This window comes from Pseudomonas sp. MAFF 730105 (assembly GCF_055380705.1).
The window spans coordinates 2037063-2058765 of the sequence record NZ_AP018438.1 but is presented as its reverse complement, the minus strand read 5'-3'; the positions used below and the strand labels follow the sequence as shown (position 1 = coordinate 2058765).

17 protein-coding genes are annotated in these 21703 nt (G+C 60.6%); 11 read left to right on the top strand and 6 right to left on the bottom strand.

The window, feature by feature from the left end; all coding sequences use genetic code 11:
- Positions 1-86: 86 nt before the first annotated feature.
- On the top strand, positions 87-1799 hold the full coding sequence (locus PCOSP_RS09210; RefSeq protein WP_464710894.1) for a cation:proton antiporter: 1713 nt from the start codon (positions 87-89) through the stop codon (positions 1797-1799).
- Between the two features lie 4 nt (positions 1800-1803).
- Here PCOSP_RS09210 and PCOSP_RS09205 read toward each other — a convergent pair whose 3' ends face one another.
- Entirely contained in the window at positions 1804-3012 is a 1209-nt protein-coding gene (locus tag PCOSP_RS09205; RefSeq protein ID WP_464710893.1) for an ammonium transporter, read from the bottom strand.
- A 348-nt stretch (positions 3013-3360) separates the two neighbouring features.
- Between PCOSP_RS09205 and PCOSP_RS09200 the strand changes: the two genes are divergently transcribed.
- The 7 genes from PCOSP_RS09200 (at position 3361) to PCOSP_RS09170 (ending at position 13535) form a co-directional block, all read left to right on the top strand.
- The gene (locus PCOSP_RS09200) at positions 3361-3675 is read left to right on the top strand and encodes an ElaB/YgaM/YqjD family protein (RefSeq protein WP_175362951.1); all 315 of its coding nucleotides are present in this window, start codon (positions 3361-3363) and stop codon (positions 3673-3675) included.
- 1 nt (position 3676) lies between these two features.
- A complete protein-coding gene (locus PCOSP_RS09195; protein ID WP_139646982.1) occupies positions 3677-4066 on the top strand; it encodes a phage holin family protein in 390 nt (129 codons plus the stop codon).
- A complete protein-coding gene (locus tag PCOSP_RS09190) occupies positions 4063-4398 on the top strand; it encodes a hypothetical protein (protein WP_139646984.1) in 336 nt (111 codons plus the stop codon). Before PCOSP_RS09195 ends, PCOSP_RS09190 begins: the two co-directional genes overlap by 4 nt.
- A gap of 66 nt (positions 4399-4464) precedes the next feature.
- Positions 4465-5793: a deoxyguanosinetriphosphate triphosphohydrolase gene (locus PCOSP_RS09185; protein ID WP_139646986.1), complete on the top strand. Its 1329-nt coding sequence runs from the start codon at positions 4465-4467 to the stop codon at positions 5791-5793.
- Positions 5794-6183: 390 nt separating this feature from the next.
- Positions 6184-6810: a response regulator transcription factor gene (locus tag PCOSP_RS09180; protein ID WP_041020693.1), complete on the top strand. Its 627-nt coding sequence runs from the start codon at positions 6184-6186 to the stop codon at positions 6808-6810.
- A 23-nt stretch (positions 6811-6833) separates the two neighbouring features.
- Positions 6834-10442 (top strand): transporter substrate-binding domain-containing protein, encoded by a 3609-nt coding sequence (locus tag PCOSP_RS09175; RefSeq protein ID WP_464710892.1) that lies wholly within the window; start codon positions 6834-6836, stop codon positions 10440-10442.
- A 141-nt stretch (positions 10443-10583) separates the two neighbouring features.
- Positions 10584-13535, top strand: coding sequence for an HD domain-containing phosphohydrolase (locus PCOSP_RS09170; RefSeq protein WP_464710891.1), 2952 nt, complete (start codon positions 10584-10586; stop codon positions 13533-13535).
- A gap of 119 nt (positions 13536-13654) precedes the next feature.
- Here the strand turns inward: PCOSP_RS09170 and PCOSP_RS09165 are convergent, their stop codons facing one another.
- Positions 13655-14137 (bottom strand): GAF domain-containing protein, encoded by a 483-nt coding sequence (locus tag PCOSP_RS09165; RefSeq protein WP_139646992.1) that lies wholly within the window; start codon positions 14135-14137, stop codon positions 13655-13657.
- Positions 14134-15024, bottom strand: a complete 891-nt coding sequence (locus PCOSP_RS09160; protein WP_464710890.1) for an ATP-binding protein — start codon at positions 15022-15024, stop codon at positions 14134-14136. The genes PCOSP_RS09165 and PCOSP_RS09160 overlap by 4 nt, the downstream gene beginning before the upstream one ends.
- Before the next feature lie 163 nt (positions 15025-15187).
- On the opposite strand from PCOSP_RS09160, the gene PCOSP_RS09155 reads away from it, so the two are divergent.
- A complete protein-coding gene (locus tag PCOSP_RS09155; RefSeq protein ID WP_464710889.1) occupies positions 15188-17509 on the top strand; it encodes a hybrid sensor histidine kinase/response regulator in 2322 nt (773 codons plus the stop codon).
- On the opposite strand, the gene PCOSP_RS09150 is transcribed toward PCOSP_RS09155, so the two are convergent.
- From PCOSP_RS09150 to msrB, 3 genes are all read right to left on the bottom strand, one after another.
- Positions 17493-17954: a MarR family winged helix-turn-helix transcriptional regulator gene (locus tag PCOSP_RS09150; protein WP_139646998.1), complete on the bottom strand. Its 462-nt coding sequence runs from the start codon at positions 17952-17954 to the stop codon at positions 17493-17495. The two genes, PCOSP_RS09155 and PCOSP_RS09150, sit on opposite strands and share 17 nt — an antisense overlap.
- On the bottom strand, positions 17951-18436 hold the full coding sequence (locus tag PCOSP_RS09145) for a glutathione peroxidase (RefSeq protein ID WP_139646999.1): 486 nt from the start codon (positions 18434-18436) through the stop codon (positions 17951-17953). The genes PCOSP_RS09150 and PCOSP_RS09145 overlap by 4 nt, the downstream gene beginning before the upstream one ends.
- Positions 18437-18683: 247 nt before the next feature.
- Complete coding sequence (gene msrB / locus PCOSP_RS09140) at positions 18684-19079, bottom strand: peptide-methionine (R)-S-oxide reductase MsrB (protein ID WP_047701530.1); 396 nt, start codon at positions 19077-19079, stop codon at positions 18684-18686.
- Between the two features lie 218 nt (positions 19080-19297).
- Between msrB and PCOSP_RS09135 the strand changes: the two genes are divergently transcribed.
- Entirely contained in the window at positions 19298-20509 is a 1212-nt protein-coding gene (locus PCOSP_RS09135; protein ID WP_053155200.1) for a pyridoxal phosphate-dependent aminotransferase, read from the top strand.
- Positions 20510-20808: 299 nt separating this feature from the next.
- Positions 20809-21696 (top strand): protease HtpX, encoded by an 888-nt coding sequence (gene htpX, locus PCOSP_RS09130; protein WP_139647001.1) that lies wholly within the window; start codon positions 20809-20811, stop codon positions 21694-21696.
- Positions 21697-21703 lie beyond the last annotated feature (7 nt).

The following is a 21703-nucleotide window of genomic DNA, read 5'->3' as shown; positions in this document are numbered from 1 at the left end:
AATCACTGAACACAAATGCCTTTTCGACAACCCTGGTCAGCTTTCCCCTTCTACGCTGTGTACCAAGCCTTGAAACGGAGTGTCCCTTGTTTGCCAACCTGCTGATCATTCTCGCCTCGTCACTGGTGGTCATCGCCCTGTTCAGGCGATTGCACCTGCCACCGGTGTTGGGCTACCTGTGCGTCGGGTTGGCCATAGGCCCTACCGCCCTGGACTGGGTGAATGACAGCGAAGAACTGCCGGACCTGGCCGAGCTCGGGGTGGTGTTCCTGTTGTTTTCGTTGGGGCTGGAATTCTCCCTGTCCAGGATGCTCGACCTGCGCCGGGTGGTGTTCGGCCTCGGCAGCCTCCAGGTGGTGTGTTCGGGAGCGCTTCTGGGCGTGCTGCTGGTACTCTGCGGCGCGCCGGTATTGGCCGCGTTGCTGCTCGGGGCCGGACTGGCGCTGTCGTCGACTGCCATTGTCAGCAAGGAGCTGACCAGCCTTGGGGAAATCTTCAGCAGCCACGGGCAGAACGCCATTGGCGTGCTGCTGTTCCAGGACGTTGTCGCAGTGCTGTTGCTGACCCTGGTACCGGTGTTCGCCGGCGGCAGTTCGCAGGCGTGGTATTGGGCCTTGCCCCTGACACTGGGCAAGACGCTGGTCCTGTTCGGTGGGTTGCTGCTGGCCAGCCGCCTGCTGCTGCCACGCCTGTTCCATGAAGTCGCCGCCTCTCGCTCCGCCGAATTGTTCGTGCTGCTGGCCCTGGTGATCGTGCTGCTGACCGCCTGGCTGACCCATCTGCTGGGCCTCTCACCGGCCCTGGGGGCATTCCTGGCGGGCATGCTGCTGGGGGAAAGTCATTACCGCCACCAGATCGAAGCCGATATCCGCCCGTTCCGCGACATCCTGCTGGGGTTGTTCTTCGTCAGCATCGGCATGCTGATCGACCTGCAACTGTTCGTCGATGACGGCTTGCTGATCCTCGGGTTGACCCTGGGACTGATGCTCATCAAGGGCTGCGTGGTCGCCATCCTGGTGAAATGGCACGGCAGCGACGGTGAAACCGCCTGGCGCAGCGGCCTGGCCCTGGCCCAGGGCGGCGAATTCTGTTTTGCCTTGATGGCACTGATGCAACAGAACCGCCTGATGCCCGCCGACATCGGTGGCCTGCTGCTGGCGGCGACGTTCTGTTCAATGCTGCTCACGCCACTCTTACTGCGGGCCGCACCCACCATAGCCGCACGCCTGCATCGCAAACCCAACGAAGAAGCCCAGCTGGACCAGATCAACGCGCTGAACGCGGGCCTCTCGGATCACGTCGTCATTTGTGGATACGGACGCGTCGGCCAGTCCATCGGACGGTTTCTGCGCCGGGAAGGCCAGGCTTTCGTCGCCCTGGACGATGACCCGGTCATCATCCAGGAAGCCACCGTCGGGGAAAGCAGTGTGCATTACGGGGATTCGAGACGAGGAGACCTGCTGGCCGCCGTGGGGCTGAGCCGCGCACGATTACTGGTGATCGCGGTCGACAAGACCGACATCGCCTTGACCGTGCTCAGGGCGGCCCGGCGGGTCAACCCGCAGGTCCCGATCCTGGTGCGCACCCGCGACGACAGTCAACTGGCCGAGTTGCAGGCCGCCGGGGCCAGCGAAGTGGTCCCGGAACTGCTGGAGTCGAGCCTGATGCTGGCCTCCCACGCCCTGATCATGCTCGGGCTGCCGGAACAGCAGGTCCGACAGCACGTGGATCAGGTCCGTCACGATCGCTATCGCCTGTTACATGGTTTTTATCCCGGTAACCAGGACAAGGACGCGTGACGACTCAGTCCTGGCTGACCGCACCGATCTTGTGAATCGACAGGTCAGCGCCGTAATACTCTTCTTCCTGAGACAAGCGCAGCCCCAACAGCGCCTTGATCACGCCGTAGACCGCGAACCCGCCGGCCAATGCGATGACAATGCCCAGGGCAGTGCCGATCAGTTGGCTGACCAGGCTGACCCCACCCAGGCCGCCCAGGGCGTCCTGGCCAAAGATGCCGCAAGCAATGCCACCCCAGACGCCACACAAGCCATGCAAGGGCCAGACACCGAGCACGTCGTCGACTTTCCACTTACCCTGGGCCGCGGTGAAACACCAGACGAACAAGGCGCCCGCAATGGCACCGGTCGCCAGCGCGCCTACCGGGTGCATCAGGTCGGAACCGGCACAGACCGCCACCAGCCCGGCCAGCGGACCGTTGTGCAGGAAGCCTGGGTCGTTGCGTCCAACGAGCAATGCCGCCACGGTACCGCCGACCATGGCCATCAACGAATTGACCGCCACCAATCCGCTCACCCCTGGCAGGGTCTGGGCGCTCATCACGTTGAAACCGAACCAGCCGACAATCAGGATCCACGAACCCAAGGCCAGGAATGGAATGCTCGATGGCGCGAACGCTACCAGGCGCCCCTCCCGGTAACGGCCGTTACGAGGCCCGAGCAGAAGCACGGCCGCCAGCGCCAGCCAGCCACCCATGGCATGTACCACCACGGAGCCGGCAAAATCGTGGAAACCGGCACCAAAGCGGGTCTGCAACCAGGCTTGCAGGCCGAAATTACCATTCCAGACCACGCCTTCGAAGAAGGGGTACACGAATGCCACGATCAACACCGTGGCGCACAGCTGCGGCGCAAAACGTGCACGTTCGGCAATACCGCCGGAGATGATCGCCGGGATGGCGGCAGCGAAGGTCAGCAGGAAAAAGAACTTCACCAGGCTGTAGCCATGATCGGTGCTCAGCACTGCGGCCGGCTGCAGGAACGTCACGCCGTAGGAAATCCAGTAACCTATGAAGAAATAGGCCAGGGTCGAGACGGCAAAATCGCTGAGGATTTTCGACAGCGCATTGACCTGGTTTTTTTGCCGGACAGTTCCAACTTCCAGGAACGCAAAGCCGGCATGCATGGCCAGGACCATGACCGCACCGAGCAGGATGAACAGGGTGTTGGAGCTGTGGACCAGATTGTCCACGGCACTTTGCATATTTTCCATGGTGTTGGCAGACCTGAAAAAGTTGAAGAAGCACCGAAGCGGTTCGCCCCACCTGCCAACGCACCAAGTTGAAACAGTTCGCTTACTGGCCGGAGGCCAACGAACCGCTTTGGTGCGTTAAAAATGGCAATGCGACGTTCCGCTGCGGGGTGCTTCGCGGGTTTTGATTATTTGGGTTAAGGTTTTGCGGGCTGCGCCCAGCTTCAGCGCAGTAGCGCGGGACGACGCACCAGTACATGGCAGAACCTTGGGCCAAAACCGAGCAAAAGTTGTACCAGTCACTTTCACTGAACCTTCCGGCAAGGCTCATACTCGAACGCTTCAGACGTCATTTACGGAGACTCACCCATGGCCAGAACCCAGGCAAAGACTGCTCAAGAAATCCTTATGGAAGACTTTCAGACGCTGGTCAGCGACACCGAACGGCTACTGGACCACACCGCGACACTGGCGGGCGACCAGGCCGATGAGCTGCGCAGCCAGATCCACGAAACGCTCCTGCGCGCCCGCGACACCCTCAAGCTGACCGAAGATTCCATGCGCGAACGCAGCCAGGCCGCAGTCATCGCTACCGAGGAATACGTACAGGCCAATCCTTGGCAGTCCGTCGGCATCGCCGCTGGGGTGGGTTTTCTGATCGGCCTGCTGGCGACACGGCGCTGATATGGATATCAACGACTCCGGCTCGTCCGAATCGGGCACAGCCTCTTCAGCGCGCCGCCTGGGCGCGGCGTTTCTCGGGCTGCTGCACAGCCACGTTGAACTGTTCGGCATGGAACTGCAGGAACAGAAAGCCCGGACTGTCAGCCTCCTGTTGTTCGCCGGCCTGGCGCTGGTGTTTGCCTTGCTGCTCCTGGTAGGGCTCTCGACCCTGGTGCTGATCCTGGTGTGGGACACCTATCGCCTCGCGGGCATCATCGGCCTGTGCCTGTTCTATCTGTTGGCGGCATTGTTCTGCGGCCTTCGACTCAGGGCAGCGATCTACGATGAATCGACACCCTTCCACGCCACACTCGAAGAACTGAACAACGACCGGGAGCGCCTGCTGCCATGAGCCTTCCCGACATCCCTCAAGCCCGTACCCGCCAGGAAATGCGCAAGGCACTGGTGCGCCTGCGCATGGAAATGCATCGCCAGGAAATCCGTCAGGAAACGCGCCAGCTGTTGCAACCGCTGCAGCGGATGCGTGGCCTTGGCCAGAGCTGGCACGAAGGCTTCGGCATCAAGCATGCGCCACTCTGGGGTATGGCAGCCGTGTCCTTGCTCGGCTTCATCGGTGGCAAGCGGACCCGCAGCGGACGCAGCGGCGGCCTGATTCGCCTGATCCGACTGGCAACGACCCTGGTGCCGCTGATCAAACTGGCCCGCAACGTACGCAAGCCCTGACGGGCTTGCGGGACGCTTCACGAACCGGGAAGCTAGGGCATTTCTATCTCAACGGAGCAACCGGCCTTGGATTGGCATACCCTGCTGACTCGCGAACGTCTCGGAAAACCTGTACACAGCCCGGAAGAGCTGGGCCGCAGTCCTTTTCACAAGGACCATGACCGCATCATCTTTTCCGGAGCCTTCCGCCGCCTCGGACGCAAGACGCAGGTACACCCGGTGTCCAGCAACGACCACATCCACACGCGCCTGACCCATTCGCTGGAGGTCAGTTGCGTCGGGCGCTCCCTGGGCATGCGCGTGGGGGAAACCATCCGTAGCGCCCTGCCTGACTGGTGCGAACCGAGCGACCTGGGGATGGTGGTGCAATCCGCCTGCCTGGCACACGATATCGGCAACCCACCCTTCGGTCATTCCGGCGAAGACGCTATCCGCTATTGGTTCCAGCAGGCGGCTGGCCGCGGCTGGCTCGACGCCATGAGCGAGGCCGAGCGCAGCGATTTTCTCAACTTCGAAGGCAACGCCCAAGGGTTCCGGGTCCTCACGCAACTTGAATACCATCAGTTCGATGGAGGTACCCGACTGACCTATGCCACCCTCGGCACCTACCTGAAATATCCCTGGACCGCCCGCCATGCCGACTCCCTGGGCTACAAGAAGCACAAGTTCGGCTGCTACCAGAGCGAGTTGCCGTTGCTGGAGCAGATTGCCCACAAGCTCGGCCTGCCACAACTTGAAGACCAGCGCTGGGCACGGCATCCGCTGGTGTACCTGATGGAAGCCGCCGATGACATCTGCTACGCGCTGATCGACCTGGAAGATGGCGTGGAAATGGAACTGCTGGACTATTCCCAGGTGGAGTCGCTGCTCCTGGATCTGGTGGGCGACGATATTCCGGACACCTATCGCCAGCTCGGGCCACTGGATTCCCGGCGACGCAAACTGGCGATCCTGCGAGGCAAGGCCATCGAACACCTGACCAACGCCGCCGCCCGGGCGTTCGTCGAGCAACAGGAAGCGTTACTGGCCGGCACGTTGCCGGGTGATCTGGTAGAGCATATGCATGGCCCGGCCAAGCGTTGCGTGTTGAATGCCAAGGACATGGCGCGCAAGAAAATATTCCAGGACAAACGCAAGACCTTGAATGAAATCGGTGCATACACCACGCTTGAAATCCTGCTCAACGGCTTTTGCGGTGCAGCACTGGAACAGCATGGAGGCCGCCTACCCTCCTTCAAGAATCGCCGTATTCTCGACCTGCTGGGGAACAATGCCCCCGATCCCAATGGTCCTTTGCATACTGCGTTCCTGCGGATGATCGATTTCATCGCCGGGATGACAGACAGTTATGCCAGCGAAATGGCCCAGGAGATGACCGGTCGTACCCGCCAGTGACATTGCCCTGTGGGAGCGAGCCTGCTCCGGGCGGCGATCCGACGATAGCGTCCGATCAGTTTGCCTTCATGGCGACTGACACTCCGCTTCGGAAGCCGGCTCACTCCCACAACGGATTCGCAACGTAAGTTGCACAGTGTTGACAACATACTTTCGCCCTGCTTGTAAAAGCTGACGCTCTAAAACCCTCTCCCGGTCTTTAGCCCGCTCATAAAAACGCGGCCTTCTCATTCCCATTACCTACTAAAAACCTAATTACCTCGTAGTACCCTGCTTCTTTTTTTGTAGGAAACTTCTGAAATTGAATATGTACACCCGTCTCCTCATACGACCACGGCTTTAACTGGGCTAAGGTGCGCGCTTTATTTAAGCTCGCAAGGGACTTTATTCATGAACTCCGTTTTCATTGTCGACGATCATCCGGTCATTCGCCTCGCCGTTCGCATGCTTCTGGAGCACGAAGGTTATAAAGTCGTAGGAGAAACCGACAATGGCGTCGATGCGATGCAAATGGTGCGCGAGTGCATGCCGGATCTGGTTATCCTGGACATCAGCATCCCCAAGCTGGACGGGCTGGAAATCCTCTCGCGCTTCAATGCCATGACGACCCCGCTCAAAACGCTGGTGCTCACGGCACAGTCACCGACTCTGTTTGGCATCCGGTGCATGCAGTCCGGAGCCTCCGGTTACGTTTGTAAACAGGAAGACCTCAGCGAACTTGTCAGCGCAATCAAGGCCGTATTATCCGGCTACAACTATTTTCCCAGCCAGGCACTGAATCCGATGCGCCCTGACGATCCGCGCAGTATAGAGTTGGATCTGTTCAAGAACGTCAATGATCGGGAATTGATGGTATTGCAACTTTTTGCCCAGGGTCGCACCAACAAGGAAATAGCCAAAGGTATGTTTCTAAGCAATAAAACCGTTAGCACCTACAAGAAACGGTTGATGCAGAAACTCAAGGTCAAGTCCCTGGTAGAACTGATTGAAATGGCGAAACGAAACGCACTGGTGTGAGAATAAACAGGATGTTCAGATGCATGAAAGGATGCCTCCTGCTATTGATGGCAGGGTTATATGCAGGATTTCTCGCCGCGGCGCCGGGTGCGCCCGAGCCCTACACACTTCTGGGTCGCTCGACGGCGGCTTCTCCCAAGGTCAACCTGGATGAGGCCCAGCGTGCATGGCTGCTGGGGCGAAAGGAGTTGGTCCTGGGAACCTCCGCGCCGGATTACCCGCCCTTCGATCTGTCCACCAGCGGACGCGACTACGAAGGCATGACCGCCGATTACGCCGGGCTCATCGCCGACGCAACCGGCCTGCCGATGAAAGTCCTGCGATTCGGTTCCCGTGAGGCAGCGATCGCGGCGCTCAAGCACGGACAAATCGACCTTCTGGGTAGCGCCAATGGTTTCGAAGCCCGCGACCCCGATCTTGTCCTGTCGACCCCTTATGCCGTGGACCAGCCCGTTCTCGTCACCCGAACCAATGAAAACCGATCCCTGAACGAGGACCTCGAGGGACTGCGGCTGAGCATGGTCTATCACTACCTGCCCTTGCAGGACATCGAAAAACTCTACCCAAAGGCGCACCTCACCACCTACCCGTCCTATCAGAACGCCATAAATGCCGTTGCCTTCGGCCAGGCCGACGTATTCCTCGGCGATACCATTTCCACTCATTACATGATCAGCAAGGGCTACCTGAGCAACATCCGCATGGCCAGCTTCGGCAAACATGAATCCTACGGATTCGGTTTTGCGCTAAGACGTCACGACACCCGGCTGCTGGAAATCATCAATACCACACTGAACCAGATCCCGATCGCCGAGCAAGCCGCGATCTCCAAACGCTGGAGTGCCGGCGCCGACCTCTACCTCACGGAGCACAGGATACAACTGACCGATCGGGAGCGACGCTGGTTGGCCGGGCATCCGGTAGTTCGGGTCGCCGTGAACGAAACGTTCGCCCCGTTCACTTTTTTTGATTCGGACGGCGATTTTCGCGGGATCAGTGCCGATCTGCTGGAGCTGATCCGGCTGCGTACAGGCCTGCGCCTGGAGATCCAGCACAAGCGCAACGACAGCGACGCGATTACCGCGCTGCTGAACGGCCAGGCCGACCTGATTGCGGCACTCGTACCCAGCAGCGAACGGCAGCAACAGGTGAAATTCAGCCGCCCCTACGTCGACAGTTCGTTCGTCCTGTTGACTCGAAAGCAGTCCGACACGCCTGCCACACTCGACCAGTTAGGGACCAGGACCCTGGCGATCGCCAAGGGCAACCCGGTCATCGAGTGGTTGCACAAGCAGTATCCAGACATCAGGATCGTCGAGACCGAAACCCCCTCGCACGCCATTGAACTGCTCGCCCAAGGCCAGGCCGACGGCAGTGTGAATGCCCTGGTCATGGCCAATTATTTTCTCTCGTCGCACGCATTCCGGGACACGCTGCAAATCAGCAGCACCGTTGGCACCCAGCAGGCCCTGTTTTCCCTGGCCACAGCCAAGAACGCCACCGAGTTGAACACCATTCTCGACAAAGCCTTGACCAGCATCGACCCCGACGAACTGGGCGTGATCAACAACCGTTGGCGAGGCTACGTTTCGGCATCGGAACACACCTGGCGAACCTATAACCGCCTGTTCTTCCAGATCGTTGCCGGCGTTGGCCTGCTATTGCTGATCTCATTGGCCTGGAACGCCTACATGCAGAGACAGATCCGCCAACGGCAAAGGGCCGAACTGGCGTTGAACGACCAGCTTGAATTCATGCGCTCACTGGTCAACGGCACCCCTCACCCCATTTACGTAAGGGATCGCAACGGCGTCCTGCAAAGTTGCAATGACAGCTACCTGGAAGTGTTCGGTGCAAAACGTGAAGACGTCATCGGCAAGGACGTGATGCCCGGATCGATGAGCAACGCCTTCGAAGCGCAGGAATACCAGGCGGACTATCAACGCGTCATGGCCGAAGGCACTGCCCTGATCGTGGACCGGCCGCTGCACATCGGGGACAGAAAGCTGACGATCTATCACTGGATCCTCCCTTATCGAAACTCCGCTGCCCAGGTACAGGGCATTATCGGTGGTTGGATCGACATCAGTGAACGACGACAGCTTTTCGATGAGTTGCGAGCCGCCAAGGAGCGGGCCGATGACGCGAACCGGGCCAAAAGCACCTTCCTGGCAACCATGAGCCATGAAATCCGCACCCCCATGAACGCTGTGATCGGCATGCTTGAACTGGCGTTGATGCACGCCGATAAAGGGCACGTGGATCGCTCGACAATCGCAGTGGCCTACGAATCGGCCTCCGGCATGCTGGAGCTGATTGGCGACATCCTGGATATCGCGCGCATCGAATCGGGTCACCTGAGCCTGGCACCCGAACGGGTCAATCTCAGGGCGATGCTGCAATCGGTGACACGAGTGTTCGAAGGCGTGGCGCGGCAGAAAAATCTCGTGCTGTCATTACGGTTCGAACCAGCGGACGATAATCCTGATGTGCTGGTGGATCCTCTGCGGTTCAAACAGGTGCTTTCGAACCTGATCAGCAATGCGCTCAAATTCACCGAACACGGCTGGGTGAGGGTCGAGGTCAGACTGACTCGATCCGCCCAGGACGATACCCTGCACATGCAACTTGAAGTCAGCGACAGCGGCATCGGCATCAGCCCCACCGACCTGCAACGGCTGTTCGAACCCTTTGCCCAGGCCGACAATGCCGGCCGGATGGCCCGCAAGGGTGCCGGGCTGGGGCTGGTGATCAGTCGCAACCTGTGCCGGATGATGGGCGGTAGCCTGCACTTGAACAGCCAGCCAGGCACCGGTACCCAGGTCAGGGTCTGCCTGAAGCTGACCGTTCTGCCCCCGACCACGACGGGCACACAGCCTGAACCGGTAATAGAAACCGCCACGGCCGCCCTGAACGTTCTGGTGGTGGACGACCATTCGGCCAATCGCTTGCTGATGTCGCAACAACTGGAATATCTCGGCCATCGCTACCAGGTCGCCCATGAGGGTGCCGAAGGGCTCAAGACCTGGCTTGAAGGGGACTTCGACCTGGTCATTGCCGATTGCAACATGCCCGTCATGAGCGGCTACGAACTGGCCGGAGCGATTCGCAAGCACGAAGCCGAACAACGATTGCCACCCTGCACCATTCTGGGGTTCACCGCCAATGCACAGCCTGAGGAAAAACAACGCTGCCAAGCCGCAGGAATGGACGACTGCCTGTTCAAACCGATCGGCCTGAGCGAACTCAGCCAATGGATGAAGGCCATCAAACCCATCAGTCGCTCAAACGTTTTCAATGTACAGAACCTGCACGCGCTCACCGGCGGCAATCCCCTGTACACCCAGCGCCTGTTGGAAGAATTGCTCAACAGCAACAGATCGGATCGCCAGGAACTACTCGCTATCGCCCGAAGCGGGAACCGGCAGGCACTGACCGAAGCGGCGCACAAGATAAAAGGTGCCGCCCGAATCGTGCAGTCGCCCTTGCTGATCCAGCGATGCGAGGCGCTGGAGCAGGCCTGCCATGAAGCACTGGCACGTTACCGGATCGAGGAATGCACCGGAGCCCTCGAACACGCCATGACCGAGCTGGAACGGGTCCTGGAAACAGAGATCGCCAAGGCAAAATAAACCGGGGTTTACTATGCTGTTCGCTCGGCAGTGCGCACCAGGGGCGTTCTCAATGGTGTTCCCCTCCGCGCCTTGCCTGGCTCGCGTCAATGCAACGCGGTGCAAAACCATTGAGAACGCCTGACTCCTGGAGGGACTGCAATGCCCAGCGCGCCGCGTCCGGAACAACGTCGGTTCCCCCTGCACGTCCACATCAGCGTGATGTTCACTCTGCTTCTGTTGCTGACTGGTGTGGTACTGGGGGTCTTCAACTACCGGCAGACGACGCAGATCATCCTGTCCAGCAGTGAAAAGCTGTTCAACCGAATTGAACAGGACGTGCGCCTGGACCTGTACGACACCTACGAACCGATCCGCCACGTGTTGAGCCTGCTGGCCGACTATCCTGCGACACAGGCATCCAACGTGGACCAACGCCTGGCCCTGTTAGGGCCCTTCAGCCAGGCGCTGCGGGACAACCCGAACCTGGCTTCGTTGTATCTGGGCGATAGCAACGGTGACTTCCTGATGGTCCGGCCGCTACGCACCGAGGCACTGAAGACCGCCTTGAAAGCGCCTGCCAACGCGTTTTATCAGGTCTGGACCGTGGAACGCGCAAACCCTGAAGGCCCGATCCGCTCCCAGTCATTGTTCTACGACCAGGCGCTGGTGCTCATCGGTCGCCAGGACAACCCCGGCGACACCTTCGATCCACGCCGCCGAAGCTGGTTTCGCAGCGCGCTGGAAACGGCCGGCCAGATCACCACCGAGCCCTACGTGTTCTTCTCCACCCACGAGATCGGTACCACCCTCGCCCGACGTAGCGGCGACCAGGCGGTCATCGGTGCCGACCTGACCCTGGCGGCTCTTTCCCAGACCCTTGCCAAGCACAAGGTCACCACCGACACCGAGATTGTGCTGCTCGACCCTCTTGGCAATGCGGTGGGCTACCCCGACAGCAACCGCTTACTCACCGATACCCACTCGGCACGCCTGATCAAGGCCCGCGACCTCAATCCGGCCATCGCCGCCGTGCTGGACGCGCGCAGTGATGCCTCACGCCTGGAGGTGGCTGGACGTCGATGGATCGTTTCCCGCAGCCATATGGAGGAAGGCGGTCCCCAGGGCCTGGAACTGGCGTTGCTGGTCCCGGAAGATGAACTGCTGGTCGACGCCTATCGCATGCGCTGGCAAGGCGCGCTGATTACCCTCGTCACCCTGCTGCTGTGCCTGCCCCTGGGCTGGCTGACCTCCAGGATACTGGTCAAGCCTCTGGACGCGCTGGTGCAAGAGGCCGATGCCATTCGCAGCTTCGATTTCCATTACCCGATGGCCCGCCGCTCCCTGGTGCTGGAGGTCGATCAGCTGAGCCTCTCGATGGCCCGGATGAAAGAGACCCTGGCAAGCTTCTTCGAAATTACCGCCAGCCTGCGCGCCGAAACCCGCTTCGCCCCGCTGCTGGAGCGGGTGCTGTTCGAGACCGTGAACATCGGTCAGGCCCAAGCCGGCCTGATCTACCTGCGCGAGAACGACAGCGATCAGATGAAACCCTATGGGTTGGTGATCGAGCAGACCCCACAGGACCTGGGCGCTTTCCAGTTGCAGCGCCATGCGCTGAGCAGCAACGACAGCCCTCCATGGCTCCAGCAACTGGCTGTCTCGGATAACCTCGTCACTTCCCTGGGTTTCGAGCAGGCGGGTGACCTGCAAGGCGTCCTGCGGGCATTGGACGCTCCACGCGTGCACCTGATCGGCATCCGTCTGCGCAATCGTCATCAGGAAACCGTGGGTATCCTGGTGCTGTTGATCAACGACAGCGGCACCGAGGCCGACCTGGAAAAACTGCAACCGGACCGCATCGCGTTCCTGCAGGCCGTGTCCGGTGCCGCTACCGTGAGCATCGAAAGCCAGCGCCTGCAAGCCAGGCAAAAACAATTGCTGGATTCATTCATTCAACTGCTGGCCGGTGCCATCGATGCCAAGAGCCCTTACACCGGTGGCCATTGCCAGCGAGTGCCAGTCCTGACGCTGATGCTCGCCCAGGCCGCCGCCACCAGCCAGACACCGGCGTTCAAGGCCTACCGACCGACGGAAGATGAGTGGGAAGCCCTGCACATCGCTGCCTGGCTGCATGATTGCGGAAAAGTCACCACTCCCGAGTACGTGGTGGACAAAGCCACCAAACTGGAAACCCTGAACGACCGCATCCACGAAATCCGCACCCGTTTCGAAGTGCTGAAACGCGACGCCTGGATCGATTACTGGCAGGCCCTGGCAATGGGTGGCGAGCCGTCCTCCCTGGCGCAGTCACGGGATGCGGCGCTGGCCAGCCTCGACGACGACTTTGCCTTCGTCGCCCACTGCAACCTGGGCGCCGAAGCCATGGCCGACGCCGACCTGCAACGCCTGCAACGCATTGCCCAACGTCCGTGGACCCGGACCCTCGATGATCGCCTGGGGGTTTCCTGGGAAGAAAACCGACGCCAGGCGCGCTCGCCCAAGCCAACGCTTCCGGTCTCGGAACCGTTGCTGGCCGACAAACCCGAGCATCTGTTCGAGCACCACGATGCCGAATTGATCCCGGCAGACAACCCGTGGGGCTTCCAGCTGGACGTCCCGCAATGGAAATACAACCGTGGCGAACTCTACAACCTCAGCATCAGGCGGGGCACACTGACCCGTGAAGAGCGTTACGTGATCAATCACCACATGGTGCAAACGATCCTGATGCTCAGCCAGTTGCCCTTCCCCAGCCATCTGGAAAATGTCGCGGAAATCGCCGGGGGGCATCATGAGAAAATGGACGGTACCGGCTACCCCAAGCGGCTCAAGCGCGAGCAGATGAGCCTGCCGGCACGCATGATGGCGATTGCGGACATTTTCGAAGCACTGACCGCGGCCGACCGCCCCTACAAGAAAGCCAAGAAACTGAGCGAAGCCCTGGGCATCATGGCCACCATGTGCCGTGAGGCCCACATCGACCCCGAGCTGTTCGGGCTGTTCATCGATGAACAGATCTACCTGAGCTACGCCAACCAGTTTCTCGATCCGCAGCAGATCGATGACGTCGACGCGGACAGCCTGTTGGCCCAGGCGGGATTGCGGTCATGCTGATCATGCCGCAATCCCTGTGGGAGCGAGCCTGCTCGCGATCGGTGGCTCAGTTGAAAACGATGTCGACCATGCCGCCGCCATCGCCGGCAAGCCTTGCTCCCACTGAAGTTCCTGCCCATTCAGCAGTCGGTCAAACGCAGGAAAATCTCCGCCAATTGCTCGATGCCCGCCTGGTCACGTTCGCTGAAGCGCGCCAGCTTCGGGCTGTCCAGGTCGAGCACGCCAATCAGTCGCCCGTCCTTGATCAGCGGTACCACCAACTCGCTGTTCGACGCGCTGTCGCAGGCAATGTGGCCGGGAAAAGCATGGACATCCTCGACACGTTGGGTCTGGCCGCTCGCGGCTGCAGCGCCGCAAACACCCCGCCCGAAAGGAATCCGCACACAGGCGATCTGGCCCTGGAACGGACCCAGCACCAGTTCCTCGTTGCGATTGAGGTAAAAACCGGCCCAGTTCAAATCGTCCAGCTGACTGAACAGGAAAGCCGAAAACTGCGCGGCGTTGGCGATGAAATCGCGCTCATCCGCCAGCAGGGACTCCAGTTGTGCCGATAACAAGCCGTAGCCGTCGAGGCCTAGGCCCGTGCTCTTCAAATCGATCATGCCTTGTGCTCCAGAAGTTTCAGGCCCACCCAATAACGGGCAAACTGATAGGCGCAACGGCCGTTGCGGTTGCCGCGTCCGGTGGCCCAGCGTACCGCCAGCACGTCCAGCGCCTCGTCACGCTGCCAGGCCAGCCCGGCCTTCGCCGCCAGGTCGCCGATCCAGTGTTCCACCACGTTGAGGAAATGCTCCTGGGTAAACGGATAGAACGACAGCCACAACCCGAAACGGTCGGACAACGCGATCTTGTCCTCCACGGCTTCACTGGGATGAAGTTCGCCGTCGACCCGTTTCCAGTTCTCGTTGTCGCTTTCCTTCTCCGGCACCAGGTGACGGCGGTTCGACGTGGCGTACAACAACACGTTGTCCGGCGCCTGTTCGAGGGAACCGTCCAGCACACTTTTAAGCACGCGGTAATCACCCTCACCGGATTCGAACGACAGGTCATCGCAGAACAACACGAAGCGCTGGGGCAACCTGGCGATCTGCTCGACCACTCGGGGCAAGTCGGCCAGGTGATCGCGCTCGATCTCGATCAACCGCAGGCCATCTCCGGCATGCTCGGCCAGCAAGGCACGCACCAGGGACGACTTGCCCGTTCCCCGCGAGCCCCAGAGCAACGCATGGTTGGCCGGCATGCCGTCGATGAACTGCCGGGTGTTGCGGCCCAGTTGCTCGACCTGGCGGTCGACGCCGATAAGGTCCGACAGGCGCATGTCGAGGCTGACCTGCAGCGGCAGCAGATAGCCGCTGCGTCCGTCGCGCTGCCAGCGGGCAGCCAAGGTCACCGTCCAGTCGATGGCGGGCCGGGGAGCGGGCAACAGGGGCTCGATGCGGGCCAGAACGGCATCGGCGCGCTCAAGAAAAGCATTCAATCGGGCGTCCACGTCTTCTCCTCGGACAAATTCACAGTAATGATGGCGCTGCCGCGCCGAAACGCCGTTTTCAAAGAGCGTTTCATCCCATCCAGCACACACCGGCCGCGCCGGTCTCCAGAGATGATCAGCTATGCTTGACCGGCGAAGGGAAACGTAAGTGGTTCACCATTCCATGGACATCAGATTCACCCAACGGCTGTCATACAAGCAGGCCCGACTGACCGTCCTGGTGGGCTTCGTGCTGGGCACTTTGCTCAGCCTGGTGCAGATAGGCATCGATTATGCCAGCGAAGACGCGTCGATCAACCGCGAGATCCTGTCGTTACTGGAAATCAGCCACAACCCGGCCTCGCGCATCGCCTACAACATCGACGCCGAACTGGCCCAGGAGCTGGCCCTGGGCTTGTTGCGCTCGCCCGCCATCATCGGCGCCGAGCTGGTCGACAACAACAATACCGTGCTGGCCGACGTCAAACGACCCGAGCTGCAGAACAGTTACCGTTTCATCAGCGACTTTCTGTTTGGCGCCCAGCGCCGGTTCGAAGACCGCCTCTACCTGGATCATCTGCCCAACGAATCCCTGGGCGTGCTGCGACTGGACGTCGACACCTATGCTTTCGGCAGTCGCTTCCTGCGTCGGGCCGAGGTCACATTGCTCAACGGGTTCGCTCGCAGCCTGATCCTGACCGGCCTGCTACTGGCCCTGTTCTACGTGATGCTGACCAAGCCCCTGGTACGGGTCATCCGCGAACTGAGCAGCCGCGACCCGGGCAGCAACGAACAGAGCAGCCTGGAATGCCCTACCGGCCACCAATACGATGAAATCGGCGTACTGGTGTCGGTCGCCAACCAGCAGTTCGAAAACATTTCCACCGAAATCCAGCAGCGGCGCATGGCGGAAAATCGCCTGACCGAATACCTGGCACAGTTGGAAAACATCGTCTCGGCCCGCACCGCCGAACTCAAGGCCATCAACGCCCGCCTCAGCCAGTCCAACGAAGAGCTGGAAGTGGCCAGGCGTACCGCCCTGGACATGGCCGAAGCACGCTCCGCGTTCCTGGCCAGCATGAGCCATGAGATTCGCACACCGCTGAATGGCTTGCTGGGCATGATCGCCCTGTCCCTTGACGGCCCCTTGACCGCCGAACAACAGCAACAGCTCTCGATCGCCCATGACTCCGGCAAAGTGTTGGTCGAGCTGCTGAACGACATTCTCGACCTGTCGAAATTCGATGCCGGCCAACTGGAACTCGAACGCATTCCGTTCGATCTCGGCTCCCTGATCGAAGACACGGCCAACCTGCTTTCACAGAATGCCGCCCCCAGCGTCGAGCTGGCCTGCCTGATTGAACCGCAGTTCCCGGCGCAGGTGCTCGGCGACCCGACCCGGGTGCGCCAGATCGTCAGCAACCTGCTGTCCAATGCCCTCAAATTCACCCGATTCGGCCGGGTCGATGTGCGATTGAGCGCTTATGAAGACGGAGTGCGGATCGTGGTCTGCGATACTGGCATCGGCATTCCCCAGGATGCCCAGGCGAGAATCTTCCAGCCATTCACCCAGGCTGGCGCCGGCATTACCCGTCAGTTCGGGGGCACCGGGCTGGGCCTGGCGCTGACCAACAACCTCTGCGAAGCCATGCAGGGCCGCTTGACGATCAGCTCCGAAGCCGGTTTCGGCAGCCAGTTCTGCGCCGACCTGCCCCTGCCCTGCCATACCCCGGCGGCGCCGGTCGAACCCTTGCGTGGCAATATCGTCGCCATTACCGCCAACAGCAGCGGACTGGCCGAGTTGCTGGACATGCTGCTGCCCACCTGGGGGTTGGACTACCTGAGACGCTCCGTGGATGACAATTTGCTGGGCCTCAAGCCAGATGTCCTGATTACCGACTGCCCTGAATGCCTGTTCAACTTGCGGCCAACCTTCAACGCACCGATCCTGCTCGTCACCGCCTACGGCAGCTTCATGCCCAGCGAACAGGCCGTCGCCCTGGCCCCCCTGCTCCAACAGGCCCGGCCACTGGCGCGTCATGCGCTGTATCAGATCCTGCGTCGTGCCCTGCAAAGCGAGACGACCATCATCAATGACACGCAGATCGAGGCCCTACCGCCGTCCAGGCGCGCACGGGTGCTGCTGGTGGAAGACAATCCGGTCAATCAACTGGTCGCCAAAGGCATGCTGGTCAAGCTCGGCTGCGAAGTGATTGTCGCCGCCCATGGCGCCGAGGCCTTGGATCAACTCGAACAAAACACCTTCGATCTGGTGCTGATGGACTGCAACATGCCGGTGATGGACGGCTACGAAGCCAGTCGGCAAATTCGTCGCAGCGGTCGCTGGCCGGACTTGCCGATTGTCGCGCTGACGGCCAACGCCATGCCAGAAGAGCGAGAACGCTGCCGGGGTGCCGGCATGACCGATTACCTGTCCAAGCCATTCCGCCGCGAAGAACTGGCGGCGATGCTGGATCAATGGGTGCCGACTACGTCAGCGCTTTGATCTGCCCCAGCAGATGATCGAGACCGTTACGCAGTTCCCCCAGGCGATCGAGATCAATCCCGCTGTCGCACAGCAGACGAGCCTTGAGGGGACCAACCTGCTCGCGCAACGCCAGACCCGCCGGCAGCAGGCTCAGGTGCACCTCCCGCTCGTCCCGGGCCGAACGCTGGCGCAGGACCAGGCCGAGTTGCTCCAAGCGCTTGAGCAGCGGCGTCAAGGTGCCGGAATCCAGCAGCAGCCGTTCACCCAGGGCCTTGACCGTGGGTTGTTCCGGCGCAGCGTCCTGCCACTCCCACAACACCAGCATCGCCAGGTATTGCGGGTAGGTCAGGCCGAGCTGGTCGAGCATCGGCTTGTAACCCCGGATCACCGCCCGTGAAGCGGCGTATAACTTGAAGCACAACTGGCTGTCGAGCTTCAGCGAATCGACGGGCACGTCGTTCATTTGAGCAGGGCTTCGATCTCTTGGGTCAGGTCCTGGGGTTTGGTAGTCGGGGCGAAACGCTTAACCACCTGACCGTCCTTGCCGACCAGGAACTTGGTGAAATTCCACTTGATGCCCTTGGACCCCAGCACGCCGGGCGCCCGCTGCTTGAGCTGGACAAACAGCGGATGGGCGTTGGCACCGTTGACCTCGATTTTCTTGAACAGCGGAAAACTCACGCCAAAATTCAGCTCGCAGAACTCGGAAATCGCCCCTTCATTGCCCGGTTCCTGTTTGCCGAACTGGTTGCAGGGAAAGCCCAACACCACCAGGCCCTGATCCTTGTAGGTCTGCCACAACTGCTCAAGCCCCTTGTACTGCGGGGTGAAACCGCACTGACTGGCGGTGTTGACCACCAGCACGGCCTTGCCGGCGAAATCGGCCAGGGTCTTTTGCTCACCCTTGATGGTGGTGCAGGGAATACTCAGCAGATTGTCGCTCATGGCAAGGCTCCTTGGTAATGGGACTGGCGTGCAAGATAGCGAGCAATTCAATTGTGTGCAATTTAATTATCCAGCCACCTCCATAGGCCCTGACACAAACCTGTGGCGAGGGGATTTATCCCCGCTGGGCTGCGCAGCAGCCCAAGGAGGGATGCATCGGCCTGATCTTTCAGGTAGACGCCTATTGGAGCTGCTACGCAGCCCAGCGGGGCGGTGCGACGTTTCGCTAAATCCCCTCGCCACAGATCTACTCTCGTGGAACGAGATCCAGGCACACCGAGTTGATGCAATACCGCAAGCCCGTGGGCGGCGGGCCGTCGGGAAATACATGACCCAGGTGGGCATCACACTTGGCGCAGACCACTTCGGTGCGGATCATGCCGTGACTGACATCCCGCACCTCCACCACCGCGCTGCCCTCGATGGGCGCGTAGAAACTCGGCCAGCCGCAACCGGAATCGAATTTGGTCTGCGAATCGAAAAGCGGCTCGTTGCAGCAGATGCAGTGGTACACACCGTCGGTCTTGGTGCCGTTGTATTTACCCGAGAACGGCCGTTCGGTGCCCTTCAACCGACAGACGTTGTATTGCTCCGGGTCGAGCATGGCGCGCCATTCCTCAAGGGTTTTCTCCAACTTTTCCATCGTCCCACCTCGGCAATTGAAAAAGCCCGATCCGACGCTTTTCCGCGGGTCGGGCGGCACGTATGATTGCGCCTCGTCAGCGCCAGTCTGGCAGTCGCGCCATGGGGATTCAAACGGATTGTGACGCCCATGCCATGTCAGGCTCGCCACAGACGCAGGATCACCAGCACGGCCGTTCACACGCCGCCTGGATCGTTCATCTTCGGGAACACATCGCCATGCAGGTCAGCAAATCGAACAAGCTCGCCAACGTCTGCTACGACATTCGCGGCCCGGTGCTCAAGCACGCCAAACGCCTGGAAGAGGAAGGCCATCGCATCCTCAAGCTGAACATCGGCAACCCGGCACCCTTTGGTTTCGAAGCGCCCGATGAAATCCTCCAGGACGTCATCCGCAACCTGCCGACCGCCCAAGGCTACAGCGATTCCAAGGGCCTGTTCAGCGCGCGCAAGGCCGTGATGCAGTACTACCAGCAGAAGCAGGTCGAAGGCGTCGGTATCGAAGACATCTACCTGGGCAATGGGGTGTCCGAGCTGATCGTGATGTCCATGCAGGCCCTGCTCAACAACGGCGACGAAGTGCTGGTACCGGCACCGGACTACCCGCTCTGGACCGCCGCCGTGAGCCTGTCCGGCGGCAACCCGGTGCATTACCTGTGCGACGAGCAGGCCAACTGGTTCCCGGACCTCGCGGATATCAAGGCCAAGATTACGCCGAACACCAAGGCGCTGGTCATCATCAACCCGAACAACCCGACCGGTGCGGTGTACTCCAGGGAAGTGCTGCTGGGCATGCTCGAACTGGCCCGCCAGCACAACCTCGTGGTGTTTTCCGACGAGATCTACGACAAGATCCTGTACGACGATGCCGTGCACATCTGCACCGCGTCCCTGGCGCCGGACCTGCTGTGCCTGACCTTCAACGGCTTGTCCAAATCCTACCGGGTGGCGGGTTTCCGCTCCGGCTGGATTGCCATCTCCGGCCCCAAGCATCATGCCCAGAGCTACATCGAAGGCATCGACATGCTGGCCAACATGCGCCTGTGCGCCAACGTACCCAGCCAGCACGCGATCCAGACGGCACTGGGAGGCTACCAGAGCATCAATGACCTGGTCCTGCCACCAGGCCGGTTGCTGGAACAGCGCAATCGCACCTGGGAACTGCTCAACGACATTCCCGGCGTCAGTTGCGTCAAGCCGATGGGCGCGCTGTATGCCTTCCCGCGGATCGACCCGAAGGTCTGCCCGATCCACAACGATGAAAAATTCGTGCTCGACCTGCTGCTGTCGGAAAAACTGCTGATCGTCCAGGGTACGGCGTTCAACTGGCCGTGGCCGGACCATTTCCGCGTCGTGACCCTGCCACGGGTCGACGATCTGGAGCAAGCCATCGGCCGGATCGGCAATTTCCTCAAGTCCTACCGACAGTAAGCCGTAGCGCGCGAGGCACCCCGCCTCGCGCGCTGTTTGATTCAGCAACATATCCGTTCCGCTGGCCCCGGCAGGGCTTCTACACTGAATCCTCAGCAGCGGACGGGCGACGCGGCCCAACGTTCACGGGGCAAGGGCGGCATCCGGCTTTTCCTCAGTGACTTTCAGAAAAGTCTTTCATTGATTTAGGACGTCTGTAGGACACAGTTTGAAATAGTCGCTGAGTTGAATAGCCTGCGGCGGCACCTTATATACCCCGCATAACGCTACATCTTTAGCATGAGGAGATTGCTACCACCATGATGCGCATCCTGCTGTTCTTGGCCACTAACCTGGCGGTCGTGCTGATTGCCAGCATCACCCTGAGCCTTTTCGGCTTCAACGGGTTCATGGCGGCCAACGGGGTTGACCTCAACCTCAATCAGCTGCTGATCTTCTGTGCGGTGTTCGGCTTCGCCGGTTCCCTGTTCTCGCTGTTCATCTCCAAGTGGATGGCGAAGATGAGCACCAGCACGCAGATCATCAGCCAGCCGCGCACTCGTCACGAGCAATGGCTGCTGCAAACCGTCGAGCAGCTGTCCCGTGAAGCCGGCATCAAGATGCCGGAAGTCGGGATTTTCCCGGCCTATGAGGCCAACGCCTTCGCCACGGGTTGGAACAAGAACGACGCACTGGTTGCTGTCAGCCAGGGCCTGCTCGAACGGTTTTCCCCCGATGAAGTCAAGGCGGTGCTGGCCCACGAGATCGGCCACGTTGCCAACGGCGACATGGTGACCCTGGCCTTGATCCAGGGCGTGGTGAACACCTTCGTGATGTTCTTTGCCCGCATCATCGGCAACTTCGTCGACAAGGTGATCTTCAAGAACGAAGAAGGCCAAGGCATCGCCTACTACGTGGCGACTATCTTCGCCGAACTGGTACTGGGCATCCTCGCCAGCGCTATCGTCATGTGGTTCTCGCGCAAACGCGAATTCCGCGCCGACGATGCCGGCGCACGCCTGGCCGGCACCAGCGCCATGATCGGCGCCCTGCAACGCCTGCGTGCCGAGCAAGGTTTGCCAGTACACATGCCCGACACCCTGAATGCCTTTGGTATCAACGGTGGCGTCAAGCAGGGCCTGGCTCGCCTGTTCATGAGCCACCCGCCACTGGAAGAGCGTATCGACGCACTGCGTCGCCGCGGCTGATCGGTTC

What these genes read in the sequence shown, in the direction of transcription:
- PCOSP_RS09205 (WP_464710893.1), bottom strand. Translation starts at nt 3,012, where the DNA reads ATGGAAAATATGCAAAGTGCCGTGGACAATCTGGTCCACAGCTCCAAC.
- PCOSP_RS09200 (WP_175362951.1), top strand. Translation starts at nt 3,361, where the DNA reads ATGGCCAGAACCCAGGCAAAGACTGCTCAAGAAATCCTTATGGAAGAC.
- PCOSP_RS09195 (WP_139646982.1), top strand. Translation starts at nt 3,677, where the DNA reads ATGGATATCAACGACTCCGGCTCGTCCGAATCGGGCACAGCCTCTTCA.
- PCOSP_RS09190 (WP_139646984.1), top strand. Translation starts at nt 4,063, where the DNA reads ATGAGCCTTCCCGACATCCCTCAAGCCCGTACCCGCCAGGAAATGCGC.
- PCOSP_RS09180 (WP_041020693.1), top strand. Translation starts at nt 6,184, where the DNA reads ATGAACTCCGTTTTCATTGTCGACGATCATCCGGTCATTCGCCTCGCC.
- PCOSP_RS09175 (WP_464710892.1), top strand. Translation starts at nt 6,834, where the DNA reads ATGAAAGGATGCCTCCTGCTATTGATGGCAGGGTTATATGCAGGATTT.
- PCOSP_RS09170 (WP_464710891.1), top strand. Translation starts at nt 10,584, where the DNA reads ATGCCCAGCGCGCCGCGTCCGGAACAACGTCGGTTCCCCCTGCACGTC.
- PCOSP_RS09165 (WP_139646992.1), bottom strand. Translation starts at nt 14,137, where the DNA reads ATGATCGATTTGAAGAGCACGGGCCTAGGCCTCGACGGCTACGGCTTG.
- PCOSP_RS09155 (WP_464710889.1), top strand. Translation starts at nt 15,188, where the DNA reads ATGGACATCAGATTCACCCAACGGCTGTCATACAAGCAGGCCCGACTG.
- PCOSP_RS09150 (WP_139646998.1), bottom strand. Translation starts at nt 17,954, where the DNA reads ATGAACGACGTGCCCGTCGATTCGCTGAAGCTCGACAGCCAGTTGTGC.
- PCOSP_RS09145 (WP_139646999.1), bottom strand. Translation starts at nt 18,436, where the DNA reads ATGAGCGACAATCTGCTGAGTATTCCCTGCACCACCATCAAGGGTGAG.
- msrB (WP_047701530.1), bottom strand. Translation starts at nt 19,079, where the DNA reads ATGGAAAAGTTGGAGAAAACCCTTGAGGAATGGCGCGCCATGCTCGAC.
- PCOSP_RS09135 (WP_053155200.1), top strand. Translation starts at nt 19,298, where the DNA reads ATGCAGGTCAGCAAATCGAACAAGCTCGCCAACGTCTGCTACGACATT.
- htpX (WP_139647001.1), top strand. Translation starts at nt 20,809, where the DNA reads ATGATGCGCATCCTGCTGTTCTTGGCCACTAACCTGGCGGTCGTGCTG.